Origin of the sequence: Neobacillus sp. NPDC093127 (assembly GCF_044754175.1) — a bacterium.
Classification (GTDB): domain Bacteria; phylum Bacillota; class Bacilli; order Bacillales; family Cytobacillaceae; genus Neobacillus.
On record NZ_JBIVOP010000027.1, the window covers coordinates 1 to 20554 of the forward strand.

14 protein-coding genes are annotated in these 20554 nt (G+C 39.6%); 7 read left to right on the forward strand and 7 right to left on the reverse strand.

Annotation, left to right across the window (positions count from 1 at the left end):
• Window positions 1–347 precede the first annotated feature (347 nt).
• Window positions 348–698, forward strand: a complete 351-nt coding sequence (locus ACIQCO_RS24810) for a DUF805 domain-containing protein (RefSeq protein ID WP_400434285.1) — start codon at window positions 348–350, stop codon at window positions 696–698.
• A 31-nt stretch (window positions 699–729) separates the two neighbouring features.
• On the opposite strand, the gene ACIQCO_RS24815 is transcribed toward ACIQCO_RS24810, so the two are convergent.
• The 6 genes from ACIQCO_RS24815 to ACIQCO_RS24840 form a co-directional block, all read right to left on the reverse strand.
• Window positions 730–855 carry a hypothetical protein gene (locus ACIQCO_RS24815; RefSeq protein ID WP_400434288.1) on the reverse strand — a complete coding sequence of 42 codons (126 nt, stop codon included), beginning with the start codon at window positions 853–855 and terminating at the stop codon, window positions 730–732.
• Between the two features lie 113 nt (window positions 856–968).
• Window positions 969–2006: a C40 family peptidase gene (locus ACIQCO_RS24820; RefSeq protein WP_400434291.1), complete on the reverse strand. Its 1038-nt coding sequence runs from the start codon at window positions 2004–2006 to the stop codon at window positions 969–971.
• Window positions 2007–2178: 172 nt separating this feature from the next.
• Window positions 2179–3045: a hypothetical protein gene (locus ACIQCO_RS24825; protein ID WP_400434294.1), complete on the reverse strand. Its 867-nt coding sequence runs from the start codon at window positions 3043–3045 to the stop codon at window positions 2179–2181.
• A 24-nt stretch (window positions 3046–3069) separates the two neighbouring features.
• Window positions 3070–4044, reverse strand: a complete 975-nt coding sequence (locus ACIQCO_RS24830) for a TIGR03943 family putative permease subunit (protein WP_400434297.1) — start codon at window positions 4042–4044, stop codon at window positions 3070–3072.
• 37 nt (window positions 4045–4081) lie between these two features.
• Complete coding sequence (locus tag ACIQCO_RS24835) at window positions 4082–5140, reverse strand: permease (protein ID WP_400434300.1); 1059 nt, start codon at window positions 5138–5140, stop codon at window positions 4082–4084.
• A gap of 19 nt (window positions 5141–5159) precedes the next feature.
• On the reverse strand, window positions 5160–6368 hold the full coding sequence (locus ACIQCO_RS24840; protein ID WP_400434303.1) for a HupE/UreJ family protein: 1209 nt from the start codon (window positions 6366–6368) through the stop codon (window positions 5160–5162).
• Between the two features lie 276 nt (window positions 6369–6644).
• On the opposite strand from ACIQCO_RS24840, the gene ACIQCO_RS24845 reads away from it, so the two are divergent.
• A complete protein-coding gene (locus ACIQCO_RS24845; protein WP_400434306.1) occupies window positions 6645–14411 on the forward strand; it encodes a DUF4350 domain-containing protein in 7767 nt (2588 codons plus the stop codon).
• A 755-nt stretch (window positions 14412–15166) separates the two neighbouring features.
• On the opposite strand, the gene ACIQCO_RS24850 is transcribed toward ACIQCO_RS24845, so the two are convergent.
• On the reverse strand, window positions 15167–15886 hold the full coding sequence (locus ACIQCO_RS24850; protein WP_400434309.1) for a WecB/TagA/CpsF family glycosyltransferase: 720 nt from the start codon (window positions 15884–15886) through the stop codon (window positions 15167–15169).
• A gap of 314 nt (window positions 15887–16200) precedes the next feature.
• Here ACIQCO_RS24850 and tagD point away from each other — a divergent pair, with 314 nt between their 5' ends.
• The 5 genes from tagD to ACIQCO_RS24875 all read left to right on the forward strand — a co-directional run bounded on the left by tagD (window position 16201) and on the right by ACIQCO_RS24875 (window position 20536).
• Window positions 16201–16599: a glycerol-3-phosphate cytidylyltransferase gene (tagD, locus tag ACIQCO_RS24855; RefSeq protein WP_400434312.1), complete on the forward strand. Its 399-nt coding sequence runs from the start codon at window positions 16201–16203 to the stop codon at window positions 16597–16599.
• The gene (locus ACIQCO_RS24860; protein WP_400434314.1) at window positions 16571–17776 is read left to right on the forward strand and encodes a CDP-glycerol glycerophosphotransferase family protein; all 1206 of its coding nucleotides are present in this window, start codon (window positions 16571–16573) and stop codon (window positions 17774–17776) included. Before tagD ends, ACIQCO_RS24860 begins: the two co-directional genes overlap by 29 nt.
• 24 nt (window positions 17777–17800) lie before the next feature.
• Window positions 17801–18607, forward strand: a complete 807-nt coding sequence (locus ACIQCO_RS24865) for an ABC transporter permease (RefSeq protein WP_400434316.1) — start codon at window positions 17801–17803, stop codon at window positions 18605–18607.
• A gap of 194 nt (window positions 18608–18801) precedes the next feature.
• Window positions 18802–19518, forward strand: a complete 717-nt coding sequence (locus ACIQCO_RS24870) for an IspD/TarI family cytidylyltransferase (RefSeq protein WP_400434319.1) — start codon at window positions 18802–18804, stop codon at window positions 19516–19518.
• A complete protein-coding gene (locus tag ACIQCO_RS24875) occupies window positions 19511–20536 on the forward strand; it encodes a ribitol-5-phosphate dehydrogenase (protein ID WP_400434322.1) in 1026 nt (341 codons plus the stop codon). The genes ACIQCO_RS24870 and ACIQCO_RS24875 overlap by 8 nt, the downstream gene beginning before the upstream one ends.
• Window positions 20537–20554 lie beyond the last annotated feature (18 nt).

Below are 20554 nucleotides of genomic sequence, written 5' to 3' on the forward strand. Positions count from 1 at the left end.
TTCCTCTTTTCTATGTTTATCGTGGTTGTTAAACATTGTAGCCAAGTAGGATAAAAATGACTCTTTTCTTTTTACACAATTATACGGACTTAATCCAAAAAAATAGCCAAAAGCCCCTGAAAAGTAGCCAAAACACTCAAAAAAGTAGCCAAAACATTTTTCCGACTTTACTTAGGTCTTAATGAACCTAAAAGATGGCCTCTTTATGGCGGTTTTCGAAAGGAAAAGTCAATTTCTGTCTGATTTAATTTTTAAAAAATTCCAATATACAGCTTAAATGTCAGGTGCTATACTAAAAAAGTTATAAAATGTAAGCCGTTATTTTATTTTTCAGGGGGATTTTTTTTATGCAGTGGTATTTGAAGGCTTTGCAGAATTACGTCGGATTTCAAGGGAGGGCAAGGCGTCAGGAATATTGGATGTTTACTATTGTTAATACCATTATTACCATTATTTTTATATTTTTTAAGGAAGCCTCAGATTCAATTGCAATAGTCGGTATCATTTATGTTTTTGCTACTATCTTACCATCTTTAGCTGTCACAGTTCGCAGACTCCACGATACCGGAAGAAGCGGCTGGTGGATGTTAATTAACTGGGTTCCGTTTGTTGGCGGCATCGTCTTCCTTGTCTTTACCTGTACCGATAGCCAGCCGGGTGATAACCAATACGGCCCAAATCCAAAAGCATTGACCTAAGTGACAAGAGGACAGGCACTCCGTCCCACTTTTAGTGGGATGTGGTGCCTGTCCCCGTGTCCCGAGACAAATAATCAAACAAATGGGTTAAGTAGGTGTTCAGGTCGAAGCCATCTTCATTCGCAAATTCTGATAATAACAATTTATTTTCCTCCATCCTTTATTCCTCCTCGATTTATGATCTACTAGTATTATTACCAATCTAGCACTCTTTTAATCATGTAAAATAAAAAAAACCAGTCTTCTTTAATAGAAGACTGGCTTAAGCTTTTAATAGAGCCTCTTAAATGCCGCGAAGTGGGCGGTATAGTAGGGGCTTTTTAGATTGGAAATCATGATGCCGTACTTTTCGTCGGCGTGGATGAATTGGTCGCCGCCGAGATAAAAACCGACGTGGGAGATTCCTTTTGTGTATGTATTTTCAAAAAATACGAGGTCACCGGCTTGCGGTTTGTCGACATAGTAGCTGCGGTCATAATAGCCTGCTGCGGAATAACGGCCGATTTTCGTGCCGGCCTGGTTCGCGACGTAATAAATGAACCCGCTGCAGTCGAAGCCGGAGAGAGTGCTGCCGCCCCAAACATAAGGAGTGCCGATTAAACTCTTCGCAGTCGTAACCGCCTTGGATGCAAAATCAGTTTGTGCAGGCGGTGCAGCCGGTTTTGTCGCCGCAGCCGTCTGTCCGTTAATCTTCAATTTCTGCCCGACATAAATCATATCGGATTTTAGGTTATTCAGCGTCTTCAGCTGCTGGACGGTCATTCCATATTGGACGCCGATTTTGCTCAAGCTGTCGCCGCTCTTGACGGTATACTCACTCGTAGATGCCTGCTGGGACGGCGCGGTTGCTGGCGGCGTCACGGGCGCTGCAGGTGCCGGAGCTGCCGGTTTCGGCGCAGTCACGGTCACGGTTTGGCCGGGAGCTGATACCTTCAGGACTTGTCCAACAAGAATCAATGTCCCGCTCAGATTATTCCACTGCTGCAGTTCGCCGACAGTCACATTGTAACGGTTGGCAATTTTAATTAAGGCATCACCGCTGACAACTGTGTAAGTGGTTTGCTTTACCGCTGTAACGGTTGTAGTTGCAGGAGCTGAGCCGATTTGTAGAATTTGATTTTCATAAATTAGATCGGATTTTAAGCCGTTCTGCACCTTGATTTCATTGACACTGGTCTTATATTTCGAGGCTATTTTTGATAGGCTGTCCCCTTTTTGAACCTTGTAGCTATCGGCGAAGGCGGACCCGGCGAACAGCGTCGAAAAAAGGGCGGTTGTCGATAGAGTGCGAACGATAGTTTTCTTCATCTAGAAAAATCACCTCATATTTTCATATTTAGCCTCATTTTACCATAGTTTGCTAGTGTTTCGGATAATAAATTGCGAAACTCGAAGAAATTTCAACAAAAAACTACCCTATAGGAGACTTTTTTAAGTGTCTACTCTATAGGGTACATTTTATTTGTTGCAGTTAATTAATTTATTTGTTGGCTTTTACAGTCAATAAACCTTCAGATTTGCCCGGTTCAAGCTTAAGGTGATACTGTCCAATTTGTGGGTTATCTAAGAGCACCATGTTGTTTCCTTTTTTTAATCCAACATTGAGTTTTAAATCGTTAGATACTAATGTTACCTGTTTGCCTTCTTGAATGTCGACGACAAAATTTACTTTAATCATTGTATTTGCTTTTAAAACTGTATTTTTTGGATCAAATCCTGATGGGGTTACATTTATTGTTGCAACCTGTAAATCATTCTCTTCGTCCATTACAGCATTTTGTTTCTGAGGCTGACCAAGTACACCAACATGAATTTGGTTAAGATTTAGAAAAATAATAAAGAGCAAGATAGCAAATATTGATGAAAGTGTAATAGTTGGTGCATGAGAAACCTTGTTTTTGCCTTTTTTAGAACGCTCCTTGTTTTGTTCGGTAACAATCTGTTTATCAAAAAGCTTTAAGAGGAAAAAGATGAAAAGAACAAAAAGAATATCAACTATTAGAAAAGCTGTTATAGATATAAATGTCAAAAATCCTAATGTAGAGCCAATTGATGCTCCAATAAGCCCTGATAATAGTTCATTTAACCCTTTGACCTTTTGAAAAGGTCCACCAACAAGAAATCCACAAACGATAGCAACTAGAAAACAAATTACAATCGTTAAAGTAAGATTATAATTAGAAATCTGCATCAACAAAAAGCCAACTGTTGCAGTAGAAAATCCTGTTAGTAATGTTGTAACAGTTCCAATTGCCTTGGAGAAATTTTCTTTGTTACGATTAAAGTGGAGAATACAATAGCCGGTTATTAGTAAAACAAGTAATAAACTTCCTAGTTTTAGTAGCATCAATACACCTCTTAACAGTTCATATTACAACTTTGAACCAAAATCCCAATCTGGATAAACATATTGAACACTTGGTGCAGCTGCTGGTTCTGTTTTTTCTACATCAATTTTAATGACGGTTTGACCATTAAATGTTGTTTTACTGATTTTCCCAGTGATTGTAACCCAAGAATCATTGGCAAATTGGTCAGGGCTATCTGCCTCAGCAATAATCCCAAAAGGAGAAATATCGGCTATACAGTGGGTCATGCCCATCCTTGCGATAATAAATTGATCACTCGATAATCCATCTTCACGATAAATAAAGCCTTTGATTTTAATTTCTTTATTTTGAAAATTATCCACAAAATTATTCATCGATTGCAGCTTTTCAATGAACCATTTATCCTTCATCTCAATCACATCTTGCTTATATAAAACCATCCCGAGTTTGGCATAATCTTTATCATAAACATTGGTTTTAAACATTTTCTTTAGCGCAGGATCCTCGTTACCTTCTAATTCCACTAAAGCTCCCTTAGCTTGATTTTGAGTAGCTAAACCACCTAAATTCATGCCTCTACTCCCCGCAAGTGAACTGGATTGAGCCTGATTTGGCAATAAGAACCCGAGAAGAAGTGGCAAGAGAAATAAACTATAGATAAAAATGTCTTTCGATAATGATTTTTTAAATAAATGTGTATGGTGATGACCGAAAACATTCTCATCATGTTCTAAATGGCTGTGATGGTGAGAATGATCATGGTCGTGTTCATGGTCATGTCCACATTCACAAATAATCACAGGTCTTTTTAAGGAAAGAAATGCAATATAAAATTGAAAAGCAGAAACAATCATAAGAACCAAAGCAGCGATATCAACATAAATAACAAGCTGCGGGACAATAAATTGAAGAATATCTCCTGTCAATGTTAAGACTAACATATAAATGGAAAAGCCTAAAAGTATGGCTGCCCTCAAAAAGTGATGAATATTTGTGGAACTGATTTTGTTTTTCATCAAATCACTACCTTTTTAGTATTTCCAATCAACGGTATTAAAAAGCCAATTGCAAAACGATTGTCCCCACAAAAACCAAGATCGTTACGAGTGCACAAAGTAAGATAACAAAACGAGATCTAAAGACAGCAAGCATCATTAAAATCCCTTTAATATTGATCATCGGCCCAAAAACCATAAATCCAATCAATGAGCTTTTCGTAAAAATAGTTTGAAGAGATTGGGCAACAAAGGCATCTGATGTGGAACAAAGAGATAGGATAAATCCAAGTCCCATCATCACTAAATTGGCGATCGGTCCGCTGTTTCCTACCGCTATCAAGCTGTTTTGTGATACAAAAACTTGCAATAAGGCAACAATAATTGAACCAAACACTAAATACTTCCCCATATCGAAAAATTCACTAACTGTATGACCCATTACTTCAATTAATTTATTTTTTACTGGCTTCTGGGAACTAACATGGTGGTGATGATGATGTACATGCTTTTCATCATTTTCCCTATCATTATTTTTCGGATGCGTTAATTGTTCGCGTAATTGGTTTGATTTAACAAATTTGTAGACAATCAAACCTACAATAAGTGCAACAACAAAAGCTAGTCCCATTCGATAAAAGGCGATCGCCGGCTGATTGCGAAAAGCAGTTAATGTTGATAAAAATACAATTGGATTTAGAATGGGTCCAACCAAGATAAACGTTGTGGCAACATATAATGGCATCCCTTTTTTTATTAATTTACGAATAGCTGGGACCATACCACATTCGCAAATGGGAAAGATGATCCCCAGCACACTTGCAGCAATAATTCCTAAAAACGGATTTCTTGGAATGAATTTCCGAATCATTTGATCTGTTACAAACACTTGAAGGATGGCCGAGACAAAAACGCCGATTAAGATAAAGGGCATCGCTTCAATAATAATGCTTATTAATATCATTTTAAACATTTGCAACTTAGGGCTCGTTACGATTGAACTAGAGTCATAAGCAGATAAAACATATAAAATTCCGATGATCACTAAACTCAAAATAAAAAGCAGATGAGAATTTGATTTGACAGGTGTGCTTTTTTTAATAGCTGTATTTCTCAAAGGATACAACTCCTTGATTTTAAGATAGTAACCGCTCGATTAACCAAAATCCACCTAGAAGAAATGCAATACTTGAGATCGTGATAATTGCCTTCCGTGAATATTTAGATCGGTGTAACAGAGTTAATAACGGTAATAAAAGGACGACTATTAATAGTTGGATTATTTCAATTCCGATATTGAAGCTAGCCAGGTCAATGGCTAATTCACTCTTAGGGATATGCATCTCCGTTAATATATCGGCAAATCCCATTCCGTGTATAAGTCCGAAGAGAAAAGTTAATACCCATCTGTAGTTAACCTTTTTGCGGAAAATATTTTCCAAGGCAACATAACAGATACTAATGGCAATGGCAGGCTCCACAAAGCTTGGCGGAATATTAATGATTCCTAAAACGGTCAAGGTTAATGTTAAGCTATGTGCAATAGTAAAAGCAGTGATGACTGTCGCAATCTGCTTAAAGCTTTGTCTAGCGATTAAGAGTGACAGAAGAAATAGTATATGGTCATATCCTTCAAGGATATGGTTTATCCCTAGCTTCATAAATGAAAGCCAGCCGGACGTTGAAGAAGACTGTGTTTCTGCAGGCTTATTAGCTTGTCCTTCCTGCTTAGGAGTTCCGTTTTTATCTCCTGAATGATTGGCAGCGGAATCATTTTCACTTAAGATCATGGACCAAGTGCGATTACTTCCTGAAAGGGCCGCTGTGCTATTTTGATTTCCATAATTAACCTTTAATAGATCAACATAGTTTGCGTTTTTATCATTTAGATATAGATTATCAGTAAATGATATGGATTGAGAAGTAGTAATTGCGGGAAATAAAACCACAATACGGAGTTGAGTCTCATCACCTTTTCGGTTTAAACTAATTTCGTTTAGATTAGTCCAATCTTGTTGCTGACCATCTATTTTTAAATTAATATTTTCTTTTAAAACTGATACAATTTTATCTTTAATTGCTTCAAATTCCTCTGGTTCTAACATTCCATTTTTATTAACATCTCCACCTGCTAATTCAATTACAGAAACTTCATCGATCTCATACGTCATTTTTGATTCCGATTTTGTCAGCTGTAAAGTGGTAAAACTAGCACTATAGGCATGGGCTTCGGCAATCTGAATAGTAGATAAAAAAACCGCGATGGGAATGATTAACAAGAGCAAAAAGCGACAATATTTCCGTCGTTTCGACAAAATATCTATGCCTAGCGGGTTAGCACTCATGATAAAATACCTCCGGAAAATGTGTTATTTATTAAGGAATCACAGTAACTATATCATATGAATTGTAAATAAATATAAATAGTTTGTAAAATTTGTAGAATTTTGTAGAATTGAATCGAAATTCATAATAAAATTGTAAGAGCAATGAACTACTAATAAAAAGAGGTGGTTGCTGGAATAGTAGGTATTCATTACCATTATCCAAATGAAAGGTTAACTTTTATAATAATGGTGTAAGCGCTTTAATAAAAACTTTTTTTAGGAGGAATGTCATAGGTGTACGGATTTATTAGAAAGTACAAGAAATGGGTAAGCCTTTGTTTAACGGCATTAATGTTGTTATCAATGGTTAATCCAAACATGGCAAAAGCAGCAACAGATCCTGTTACTCTAGCAAAGTGGGATTTTAGTAAGGGCAATAATTTAACAGCAACTGATGGAGTAGAGGTAAACCTTGACAAACAATTATCCATTTCCGGTGCAACAATAACCGGTTATAATGCTGGACCTACTTCAGGTATTAGCGTTCCAAACGCAAATACTTGGACAAACAATCCATCATATTGGCAAGTTCCTTTTTCAACAAACGGTTATAAGAATATTACTTTATCATCTAAACAATATGGTTCTGGTACAGGACCAAAGGATTTTAAAATTCAATATAGTTTAGATGGTGCTAACTGGAAAGATGTTGAAAATGGTACGGTAACAATTCCAGCCGCTAGTACTTGGGTGACAACGAATGTTTCGTTACCTGGTGATGCAGATAACAAGGATCTTATTTTTGTTAGATGGTTAAAGGCTTCAGAAACTTCTATTAGCAATGGTACAGTTGCTGGAACTGGTACTAACCGCATTGGTGACATTGTAGTTTCTGGTGTGCCGTCTGAATCCACTCCAGATCCAGACCCTAATCCAAACCCGGATCCAGATCCAATTATTCAAAAAACAGCAGCACCGATAGCCTCAAAAATTACCTATGCTACCTATACAAGTGTTACAGGTGCAGCAGGCGCAGTGGCCAATGGAGCGACAGTTAAACTTTATTTTGACGATAACAATGTGGTAGCAACTGCCACTGCGGGTGCAGATGGGGCATTTAGCTTCACAATTGCAAACCCACTATCTAAATCAGTAGTCAACATTACTGCGCAAGAAACAGGCAAAGATCCAAGTGACAGGGTTTCTGTAAACTACACAGGTCCGAAAGAGGAACCAAAGAAATTTTCACCTGGAGACGTTGTATTCAGCCAACTTTACGTTAATGGTGGAAACAGTGGTGCATTTTACAAAACTAAGTTTTTCGAGCTTTACAATAATACAGATAAAGATATCGATTTAACTGGCTGGTCAGTCGCTTATACTTCAGCATCAAGCATGAGCTTCGGTGCAGGCCAAGCATTATCCGGTACGATTAAAGCCCATGGCTACTTCCTAGTGGCAGGGTCGACAGGAGCAACTGGAATAGACCTTCCTGTAAAGCCGGACGTAACAACGACATTAAATCCTAGCGGTTCAGCGGGTGGAGCTTTAGTTCTAGCTCAGAAGAAAACAGCTGTGACGGGTGTCGATGATCCGGATGCGATTGATTTATTAGCCTATACAGATGGAACAGGAACTTTTAAAAATCCATTATACTGGGGAAGCCCAATTTCAGATGCAACGATGAAAGCCGGAACGATTATCCGGAAGACGGATATTGGTTCAGACCCGCGTACGGCGGTTGGAATGGGTAATGGTTGGTTTACGAAAGATCCATCTAAAGATTTTACGTTTAATAAACCATCAGGTGGAGAAACTTCTGAGGAAATGTTCGTTCGTAACTCCAAGTTTATGCTTTCTCCTGATGCTGCAAAAATTACGTTTACAAATGACAACGGTACTGGAACAGTTATTGGTAAATCTGGTTCAGTTCCGGCTGCAGCTACAGTAAAAGCATATGTGGAGAACGGTGGTAAGGTAACAAAGCAACAAGAAGCAACAGCAGCTGCTGATGGTTCTTTCACAATGAGCTTTACAAATAATAGTTCAGTAGTTTACTTGACTCATACAGATACAACACAGCCAACAGCACTAGAAAGCAGCTTTGCAAGAATTGATGCTGCCGGTTCAGCTAAGACTGTTATTGCATTAAGTGAATTACGAAAAAATGATGCTAAAGGTTTTCCAATCAATGTTGGCTACACAACAACAATTGAAGGGGTAGTAAACGGTAATAACAACCCAGCTGGAAATGTAAAAACTAACTTTAATCTTCAAGATGCTACCGGCGCGATCAATGTCGTGAATAAGCTCGACCCAGCAGCTCCGATTAAAGCAGGAGCTAAGTACAAGATTGATGGACGCGTTGTCTTTAACGCAGGGATGACACAGTTCATTCCAACAGCAATTAAGTATGTTGGCGACGACACGGTACCTGCACCAGAGCACATTACAATTGATGCAGTGAATGAAACAAATGAAAGTAAATACGTTACATTTGTTGGAAAAGTAACAAACATCCCGACAAATGGTCCGGATTATGATGTGACAGTAAGTGATGAATCAGGTGATCATTTAGCGATTGTTCGTATTCAAGGGTCGATTGACGATATTGAACAAGGTTCAAGCTATGCTTTCACAGGAATCGTTGGCCAATATAAGAAAATAGCTCCGTTTACAAGCGGCTATTATCTCCTTGCTTCGACGGTGAAAGGCCAATTGTCATTAGCACATACGCCATTAACGAAAGCATACTCTGGTTTCGATGTTCCTTTTACTGCGGTGGCAAAAAATGCTGATTCAGTAACGCTTTATTACAAAGGTGAAGCTGATTCAAGCTACAAACAAGTGAGTATGAACAGTGCTGATGGCCGCAACTATAACGGAAAAATTTTAAAGGCAGATGTGACAACAGATAAATTCTTCTATTATATTGAAGCTATTAGTGCTGAAGGCAAAAAATCTGTCGGTAATGCAGCAGAGCCAAACATGGTAAATGTTGTTGCCAAAACAGATGGCCCGGTTATCTCAAATCCTACACCGGCAAATGGAGATGTAATTGATTCTCGTTACCCTACCATTTCAGTGAAATTGGAAGATGCCAGTGGTGTTGATGCACAATCAGCATCAATAGCCATTGATGGCAAGGATTATTCAGCAAAAGCAATCAAGAGTGCGACTGAAATCAAGTTAGTTTTAACAAAAGCAGAAGAATTAACGGAAGGCGAGCACACTGTCGTTATTTCCGTTAAAGATAATCTTGGAAACCGTTCTGAGTTCTCGTGGAAATTCACTGTGGCTAAACGATTTGTAGGTGGAAACCACTACCGTGGTACAACGCATAACCACACGAACATTTCCCATGATGCGGCTGGTTCACCTGAAGCATCAATCTTAGCGGCTCAGAAATATCATTATGACTACTATGCTTTCTCCGATCACTCACATGATATCGATGCGAGCCTAGTAAATAAAGATACAGTCGATCACAAAGGTATGAAAGAACGTACTGGCGGCAGTGATTGGCAATTAACAAAAGATTTAGCGAAACAATATACAAAAGACGATAAATTTGTTGTATTCCCTGGCTTTGAAATGACTTCGACGACATGGGGACACTCTAACGTTTTCGGTACAGACAACTTTATTGACCGTGTTGTTGATGGTGGAGCCTATCAAAAGCTACAAAATTATTACAGCTGGGCAATCACTTACGATGATATCGTCGCTCAGTTCAATCATCCGAAGATGTCAGCGAATGCGTTCGATAATTTTATTCCGTATGACAAAAAAGTCGACAAGCTGTTCACAATGCTTGAAGTTGGAAACGGATCAGGAATGTATTCATACGCAAATGCTGAAGATAAGTACTACAGCGCCCTTGATATCGGCTGGCATGTAGCACCAACTTACGGTGAGGACAACCATGATGCCACATGGGGACAAACGAAAAAACGTACGGTCATCGTAGCTGAGAAACTAACAACAGATTCCTTGCTTGAAGCGATGAAGAAAATGCGCGTCTATATGAGTGAAGATCCGAACTTCAAGTTAGATGTATCTGCAAGTGGTTTCTATATGGGATCAACTGTGGACACTGACACGTTGGATTTCCACATTGAAGGCAGCGATCCTGTTTTAGAGAAAGCGTCTGACCCAGATTATAGCTATATTAAAACACCTTCCAATGATGCAATTGCAAAGGTTGAATTGATCACAAATCGCGGGAGGGTTATAGATAAATATATTCCGAAGGATGATACGACTTCTATTAATTGGAACCCAAGTGTAACTGTAGCTGGTGGACAACAATGGTTTGTCGTTAAAGTTACACAAAAAGACGGCGATCAAATTTACTCTGCGCCAATCTGGTCTCAAGAAAAGGCTGTAGCAGTTAATGTAAGTAATATTAGTACACCGGATGGTGCGATTATTGGCGGTGTACCAACAACTCTTACTGCAGGAGTTAGTAACCTCGGAAGTGTAACGGTAAGCAAAATAAAAGCAAAGTTCTATTATGATAGTATTGATGCGGCACACTTTATTGCTGACGCTGGAATTGACTCACTTACAGCAAATGCTTCAGGTAATGCAAGTGTCGTCTGGAACAATCCAGTTGCGGGAACCCACAATATCATTGTTGTTCTTTCTGCAGACAGTCATGACCTAGGCGATAATAGTTTTGAACAAAGCTTTGTTATTAAAGCACCATTAGGCAAAACAATTATGATTGATGGTACTCACGGTAATGAAAATACAAAAGGTGATCTGGGAACATACAAAGATAACCTGAAATTATTCACTACCTTAATGAAGCAGCAAGGATATACGGTTGTTGAAAATTCAACAACACTTAGTGATCAAGTGTTAAAAAATGTTAATGTATTTATGATTTCACACCCAACATCTGCTTACTCAGCAAATGAAATAGCTGCTATTAAAAAGTTTGTCGCTGATGGCGGTTCACTACTAATGACAGAAAAGAGTAATTTCGGTGGATCGAACCAAAATCTAAACACAATCCTATCAGAAGTTGGTTCAACAATCGCTGTTAACAACGATGGAGTATTTGACGAAACGAAAGAAGGTAACTTCTGGAGTACACCGTTAACTTCTAATTTCTCTGTAAGATTACACCCGACACCTGTTAGAAACGCATTAACAGATTTTGTTCCTACTATTGAATACTATAGTGGTTCAAGTCTTGCTAAAAATGATGGAACAGGTAATAAGGTTGCATTAACAGATAGCAGTACCGTAACAATTTTGGCACGAGGAAATGAATCAACATTCCAAGATAGCCCAAGTATCAAAGCCGATTCTGTATCCTATAACGTCCAGACGTCGAATGGGAAAAACGGTCCAGCATTGGATCAAGTCACAGGGGGATCGATTATTCCAATAATTGCATCCGAAGAGCTTGGAAAAGGAAGAGTCGTTGTATCTGGAATGAATATCTTTAATGACAAACAAATTGATCAAACCTTTAGTCCAAAAGGAAATGCTCAATTTGCAGTCAATGTTGTCAACTGGTTATCACAACTTGAACCAAAAGTGAAATCAATTGGCGATGCACGTAAATTAGCAGAAGGAACCAATGTTGTTGTCGAAGGAACTGTAACAACAACGGTATTCTTTGATGCAGTATATATTCAAGATAGTACTGGCGGTATTATGGCCTTTAACGATGTACCAGCAGGAAGCTTGCAAAACGGTGACAAAGTTCGAATTTACGGACACATTAAAACGTTTGAAAATAACTTAGAATTAGAGTTCGGCAGTTTTGCAGAAAGTGTTGTAAAACTTGGAACTGGTCCGGAAGTTGAGCCGAAATTGGTCAGCACAAAGGAATCCATTTCCGATGCATACCAAGGAAGTCTTGTGAAAGTAAGCGGGAAAGTCGTTTCTATTTATGATGATAATTCATATATCATTAACGACGGTTCTGGCGATGTATTAGTGTTCACAGATGGCTATGTCGCAAAACTAAGCGGAGTTCCAGTTCCAAGTCTCAAGGTCGGTGACACGCTTGAAGCAGTCGGTTTATCTGGTAAATTTAGTGAAGGCGACCGTATCCGTGTTCGTGATACAAGGGAGTTAGTTGGAACAGTTGCTCCTGATACTACAAGCCCAGTCGTAACAGGTGTTGAGGATAACGGAATTTACAATAAGGATGTTACCATCACCTTTGATAAGGGTACTGCTACATTAAATGGAAAAGTCTTTACAAGTGGAACCGTAGTTTCAGAAGAAGGCAGTTACACACTAGTGGTAACAAATTCAGCAGGAAACACAACAACGGTTACGTTTAAGATTGATAAAACAGCACCAAAAGTAACAGGAGTAGAAAACAATGGAATCTACAACAAAGATGTCACGGTTTCTTTTGATAAAGGGACAGCGACATTAGATGGAGTAGCGTTCACAAGCGGAACGGTTGTAAGTGCAGAAGGCAGCCACACATTAGTGGTAACCGATGCAGCAGGAAATAAAACAACGGTTACGTTTAAGATTGATAAAACAGCACCAAAAGTAACTGGAGTAGAAAACAATGGAATCTACAACAAAGATGTCACGGTTTCTTTTGATAAAGGGACAGCGACATTAGATGGAGTAGCATTCACAAGCGGAACAGTTGTAAGTGCAGAAGGCAGCCACACTTTAGTGGTAACAGACGCAGCAGGAAACAAAACAACAGTTACGTTTACGATTGATAAAACAGCACCAAAAGTAACAGGAGTAGAAAACAATGGAATCTACAACAAAGATGTCACAGTTTCCTTTGATAAAGGAACAGCGACATTAGATGGAGTAGCATTCACAAGCGGAACAGTTGTAAGTGCAGAAGGCAGCCACACATTAGTGGTAACCGATGGAGCAGGAAATAAAACAACGGTTACGTTTACGATTGATAAAACAGCACCAAAAGTAACAGGCGTAGAAAACAATGGACTCTACAACAAAGATGTCACGGTGTCCTTTGATAAAGGAACAGCGACATTAGATGGAGTAGCATTCACAAGCGGAACGGTTGTAAGTGCAGATGGCACCCACACATTAGTGGTAACCGATGCAGCAGGAAATACAACAACAGTTACGTTTACGATGGATAAAACAGCACCTGCAGCACCAGTGGTAAACCAAGTAACTGACGCTGACTTAGTTATCAAAGGTACAGCAGAATCAGGAGCAAAAGTTATCGCAAAAGTCGATGGCAAAGAAATCGGCAACGCAACTGCGGATGCAGAAGGTAAATTTGAGATTACGATTGAAAAAGTAGCAGCAGGCAAGAAAATTTCTGTTACCGCAACAGATGCAGCAGGCAACGAAAGTGCGGCAACGGAAGTAACGGTTAGCGAAACAACAACTCCAGAACCTGAAGTTAAAAATGGTTGGTATCAAGAAAATGACCTCTGGTATTACTATAATAATGGTATTCTGAAAACGAATGCTTGGGTTCAATCTAAACAAAATTGGTATTACCTCGGACCTGAAGGATCAATGCTCATAAATGAATGGGTATTATCTGGAGGAAAGTGGTATTATCTTGGCACATTCGGAGTAATGGCTAAGAATACTTGGATTTCTACCAACGGAAAAATGTATTTCGTCGATGCGAATGGTGTCATGAAAACAAATGCTTGGGTACTTTATGGTGGTAAATGGTACTTCCTTGATGCAAAAGGTGTTATGAAAACTAATGCCTGGGTACTATCCAGTGGTAAGTGGTACTTCATGGACGCTAATGGTGTTATGAAAACCAATGACTGGGTACTTTCTGGAGGTAAGTGGTACTTTGTTGATGCGAATGGTGTCATGAAATCAAATTCATGGGTACTATCCGGTGGAAAATGGTACTTCTTGTCTGCTAACGGTGCCATGCAAACCGGCTGGGTAAAAGTCAGCGGCAAATGGTATTTCCTAAATACTAGCGGCGCTATGCAAACCGGCTGGGTCCTAGTCAGCAAGAAATGGTACTTCCTGTACACCGATGGCCATATGGCAGCAAACACAACAATCGGAACGTACAAAATCGGCAAAGACGGAGCATGGATTCAATAAACAAATTCAAAAAAACCTCTTCTTGAAATTTGAGAAGAGGTTTTTTTCTGTTCCCGGTCATGCATCAAAATGAGGTTTTCTTGGATTTCTGAGATAAAACTAACTCCCTTTTAAATACGATGTCTTGTCCTTAATCGAGTAATCAGCAAAAGTAAAGTAAGCGGAGATTTTCCGGTTAAATGCAGATTGGAGCTCATTTCGGGGTAAATAAGGGGACATTTTCCGATAATGCCAAGAAAAAACCCCCATTTTCACACTTTTTGAGTCAATAGGCGGAATCTCTCCGTCTATTTAAGCCTTTTTTATTAATATTTACTAATTAAGCGGAATTTGTCCGTCTATTTATCAGCTCGGGTGCTTAACCTGATCCCCAACCGATAAGTGCGGACCCTCTTGATCATGGAGGCAGGAATCAGCGGGGGTATAAGCGACCGAACCCGCCGAGGACCGCGTCCAAGTTCGGTAGCCTATAAGGGCTATAAGCGACCGAACCCGAGGAACGCGTCCAAGTTCGGTAGCCTATAAGGGCTATAAGCGACCGAACCCGAGGAACGCGTCCAAGTTAGGTAGCCTATAAGGGCTATAAGCTACCGAAACCGAGAAAACCGTCCAAGTTCGGTAGCCTATAAGGGGTATAAGCTACCAAACTTAGATTAATGGAACATTTAGGGTAACCAAAAGAGGTTTTTTCTTTGGGACAGGCACCCCGTCCCAACCTTGGAGGGACACGAGGCCTGTCACCGCAACCCACCCTCCTATTGCCTCTGGCGAAATACCCGTTTTAGGAAGAGTGGAATCGCTAACATTCTTTTCGATCGGGAAGGTTCTTTAACCAGGCGATAGAGCCATTCGAGGTTTAGATTGACCATGAGCTTTGGGGCGCGTTTGGTAACTCCGGCCCAAATATTGAGGCAGCCGCCAACGCCGATAAACACCCCTTTGGCAAAGTGAGGGAGGTTTTCGGAAATCCACTTCTCTTGTTTTGGAAATCCGAGTCCGACAAAGACAAGATCAGGTTGTTTCTGTTGAATTTCTTTGATCATCTTTTCGTCACTTTGAAAGTAACCGTGGTGAAAGCCGACGATTTCAAGGTTAGGAAAGGCCTTTTTGATATTACTTGCACTTAAATCAATAATAGTAGGTTTGGTGCCTAATAAATAAATCCGATAATGTTTCTTATCGGATAATTCCAACAATTTTAACATTAAATCAAATCCGGCAAGCCGTTCCCGGAGCGGTCTGCCCAAAATTTTTGAAGCTATAACAATCCCAATTCCATCAGGGGTTATATAATCAGAATTTTTGATGATTTCGTCATAGGAAGGATTTGATTGTGCATACGTAATAATTTCCGGATTGGCTGTTACGATAAAAGTTTTTTGCGAGTGGGTGATCCTCGAATGAACTTCCTCGACAAGTTCAGCCATCGTATTATCGACGAAACGGTAACCCAGTACTTCCTTAAAGTTGAGCATGTATGATTAAACCCCTAATCCTGACTAGTGCAAAAATTTAGCGATAAGCAATTAAATACTTCATGTATAATTTAAAATTTCTATTATTTTGCGCAAAGTCAATTAAAATAATCCAAAAGGTACCTTCTATTATTAATCAATATTTTTGGTATAATATTAACATAAATATTACAATTTCGACATAATGTTCTAAAAACATTTACACAATTATACTTACTATTTACAATATCTTAATTAATAATGACCGATTATAGTATTATTGGGTAGGTATTTAAATCATCGAATTAAAAGATTTAATGAGAGGGAGATCTAGTTTGAAGAAAGTACTGACCTATGGAACATTTGATTTACTCCATCTTGGACATATAAACCTTTTGAAAAGGGCTAAAGGGTTAGGTTCTCATCTTACTGTCGGTTTGTCGACGGACGAGTTCGACAGCTTGAAGCATAAAAACTCCTATTATAGTTTTGAACATAGAAAAATGATTCTCGAAGCGATTCGGTTTGTGGATGCAGTGATCCCTGAGAAAAGCTGGGATCAAAAGGTGAAAGACGTTGTTAGCAACAATATCGATGTATTTGTCATGGGCGATGACTGGAAAGGGCATTTTGATTATTTACAGGAATTTTGCGAGGTCATCTACCTGCCAAGGACTGTGGGTGTATCGACAACAAAAATAAAAAATGAATTATTTTCCGGCACAAATGGTTAAAGAAATCCTAATAAAATGGTATTTACTCTGTTTTAAACTCGTGTATAACTTGTTTAAACTATGTCCGCAGAAGGATAAGATTACTTTCGTGGTCTCATTTGAGGAAAACACATCGTTTTTGTATCAGGAAATCGCCAGACGGAAGCTGCCGTCCCAAGTAGTCATCCTGCATAAGTCATCCTTTTCCGAAGAATTTCAACAGGATTTACAAAACACTACCGTTATCCCATTCGAATCAGCCAATTTATTCAGTACGCTGCGGTCGATTTACCATATCGCAACCGCGAAGCACCTGATTATTGATAATTACTTTGCCTTTTTAGCAGCGATTCAGTTACGAAAAAATGTCGAGTGTATCCAAATTTGGCATGCGGCCGGTGCCCTGAAAACTTTCGGACTGCAGGATCATTCGGTCGTCTATCGCAGCAAAGCGGCGAAGCAAAGATTTAAACGGGTCTATGCGCAATTTAACAGGATTGTTGTCGGGTCGGAAAAGATGGCGGAAATTTTTAGCGAGTCCTTTGCCGTCCCAGCTGAAAACATGTTGCGTACCGGCGTTCCGAGAACGGACTTTTTTTTTGATAAAGCAAAGCATGAATCAATTAAAAAGGAGTTTGCCGAAAACTATCCGCGGCTTAAGGGAAAGCGGATAGTGCTATACGCGCCAACGTTCCGTGATTCACAATTGAGCGATTTTCAGATTAGCCTTGATATTGACAAGCTGTATCAAACCTTAAAGGATGACTATCTTTTATTCATCAAACTGCATCCAGCCGTTCAATCGAGTCACAATTATCAAGAACTTTATCCCGACTTTGTCTGCGATTTTTCCAGCTATAAACGGATGAATGAACTGCTGATTATTGCCGATCTGTTGATTACCGATTATTCGTCGATTCCGTTCGAATTTGCGCTGTTAAACAAGCCGATGATCTTTTTCTCGTATGACTTGGAATTTTACAAACGGGAAAGAGGCGTAATTGCGGATTATGAGACGGTTGTTCCCGGACCGGTTTGCTTCGATACCGCTGGCGTTATCGAATTAATCGAAACGATAGACGATCAAGATGGACAAGCGCAAGTTGCAGCGTTTTCGCAGACCTGGAACGAATATTCAAACGGTGATGCCGCGAAGAAGCTTGTCGATTATATCGTAGAAACTAGCAATACATTTTAGAGTGTTTTTGGAAAGGGCAGTAGTATGAAATCATTAGTACAAGTGGTAAAAGAAAATCTAGCCAACCTGCATTTAATCGGCCGGTTATCGATGTTTGAGTTAAAAAGCACTAATAATAATCATTATTTAGGGATGTTATGGGAAATTATTACGCCAATGATCTTAATCAGTATTTATTGGTTTGTGTTTGGGTTCGGGATTCGAGGCGGGAAGCCTGTTGACGGCATTGAATATCTGCCGTGGATGCTGTCGGGAATTAGTGTCTGGTTCTTTATTTCCCATTCACTGCCGCTCGGATCCAAATCGATTTATACCCGGATTAACATCATTTCCAAGATGAACTTCCCAATGAGTGTCATTCCCACCTATGTGATTACCTCCAAGTTTTACCATCATGTAACACTCGTGGGCATTATCATGGGCATCCTGCTTTATTACGGCTATACGCCGTCGATTTACTCTTTCCAATTGCCATACATTATGCTGGCAAATTTAGTGTTATTGGTGGCAATTTCATTAATAACCTCAACGTTGGCAACGATTGTCCGCGATGTGCAAATGGTCATCCAATCGGTCGTCAGGGTGTTATTATATTTAACACCGATCCTCTGGACCTCCGAGCGGCTGCCAGAGCCGGTTCAGAATTTAATGAAGGCCAATCCCTTCTATTATATAATCGAGGGCTATCGCGCGGCGTTACTCGGTACCGAATGGTATTTCGTTGATCATGCGAAATATACGCTCTACTTTTGGGCAGTGGTCTTCGTCTTGTTATGGTTCGGTTCGATCATCCATTTGAAATTCAAAGATCGCTTTGTAGATTATTTATAAAAGCTCTTTGTGATGGATTCGGTTGGAGAATATGTCAAATTTATTCCATATGCGAAAAAGTACTAGTCAACCACGTCATAATATAGTTTAATAATCATTGTGCCTTAAAAACATAATTCGCTAAATTTTGACATAAAAAGACAATTTACTTCTTTTATATATACTTAGACAATACCCTGAAGGGGGACGGATAGATGATCTATGCAGAAATACTTGCCGGTGGAAAAGGAACGCGGATGGGCAATGTCAACATGCCGAAACAGTTCCTTACCTTAAATAATAAACCCATTATTATTCACACACTGGAAAAATTCATTTTAAATCCTGATTTTGAAAAAATCTTAGTCGTCACACCAAGAGAGTGGATCCATTACACACAAGATATTATCAGCAAATTTATTGGAAAAAATAATCGAGTTGCTGTCGTCGAGGGTGGTCGCGATCGGAACGAGTCAATCATGAATGGGATTCGTTACATCGAGAGTACCGTCGGCTTATTTGAAGATGATTATATTGTCACCCACGATTCTGTCCGCCCGTTTTTAACCCATCGGATTATTGAAGAAAACATCGAACAGGTCAAGAAATATAAAGCAGTTGATACCGTCATTGAAGCCATCGATACGATCATTGAGTCAGAAGACGGCGATACGATCTCAAATATTCCAAAGCGAAATCTGATGTATCAAGGGCAAACGCCGCAAAGCTTCCATATTCAAACGCTTGTGAATTACTATCAGCAGCTGACGACTGAACAAAAAGAAATTCTCACCGATGCGTGTAAGATTTGTTCCTTATATGGCGAGCCGGTCAAGATCGTCAAAGGCGAGGTCTTTAATATAAAAATTACGACTCCATATGATTTAAAGGTAGCGAATGCTATTTTATCGGAGAAGATCGCGAATGATTAATCAAGTTTATCGATTGGTATCCGCCCGTCAGTTTGAGATTACCTATAAGGATAGTTCGATTCATTCAGATTATATCGTGGTCCGCCCTACCCACTTATCGATTTGTGCCGCCGACCAACGCTATTATACCGGGACGCGCGGTGAAGAAGCGATGGCGAAGAAGCTGCCAATGGCTTTAATCCATGAAGGAATCGGTGAGATTGTTTACGATCCAAAAGAAGAATACAAACCAGGGACAAGGGTCGTGATGATCCCGAACACACCGGTTGAACAAGATGAAATCATTGCCGAAAACTACCTTCGCTCGAGCAAGTTTCGTTCCAGTGGTTTTGATGGCTTTATGCAGGATTATATTTTTTTAGAGAGAGATAGATTTATAGTTTTGCCGGAAGATATTAATGTTCACGTTGCTGCCTTCACAGAGCTGATCACGATTGCGATGCATTCCATCGCAAGATTTGAGGCGAAAGCCCACAGCCGCCGCCAAACCTTTGGTGTTTGGGGAGACGGGAACTTAGGCTATATTACCGCGCTATTATTAAAAAAGAAATATAAAGAGAGTAAAGTCATCGTCGCAGGGAAAACGCCCTTTAAACTAGACAATTTTTCTTTCGCAGATGAAGTCTATCATATTAATCAACTTCCAGCAGATCTGCAGTTTGATCATGCCTTTGAATGTGTCGGCGGCATCGGAAGCCAATATGCGATTAACCAGATGATTGACCATATCACTCCGGAGGGGACGATTTCGATTCTAGGTGTATCGGAATATCCGGTCGAAATCAACACAAGAATGATTTTGGAAAAGGGAATTACCTTGATTGGCAGTTCGAGAAGCGGCTATAACGATTTTAAAAACACCGTTGATTTCCTTACTCGCAACCAGGAGGTAGTCGATTATCTAGAAACATTGATTGGTTATGTCCAGGAAGTGAAATCAATTCAAGACATTATCGATGCCTTTGAAAAAGACTTAACGACATCATGGGGTAAAACGGTGATGGAATGGAATATCTAACCCCCTTTAGGAAGGGTC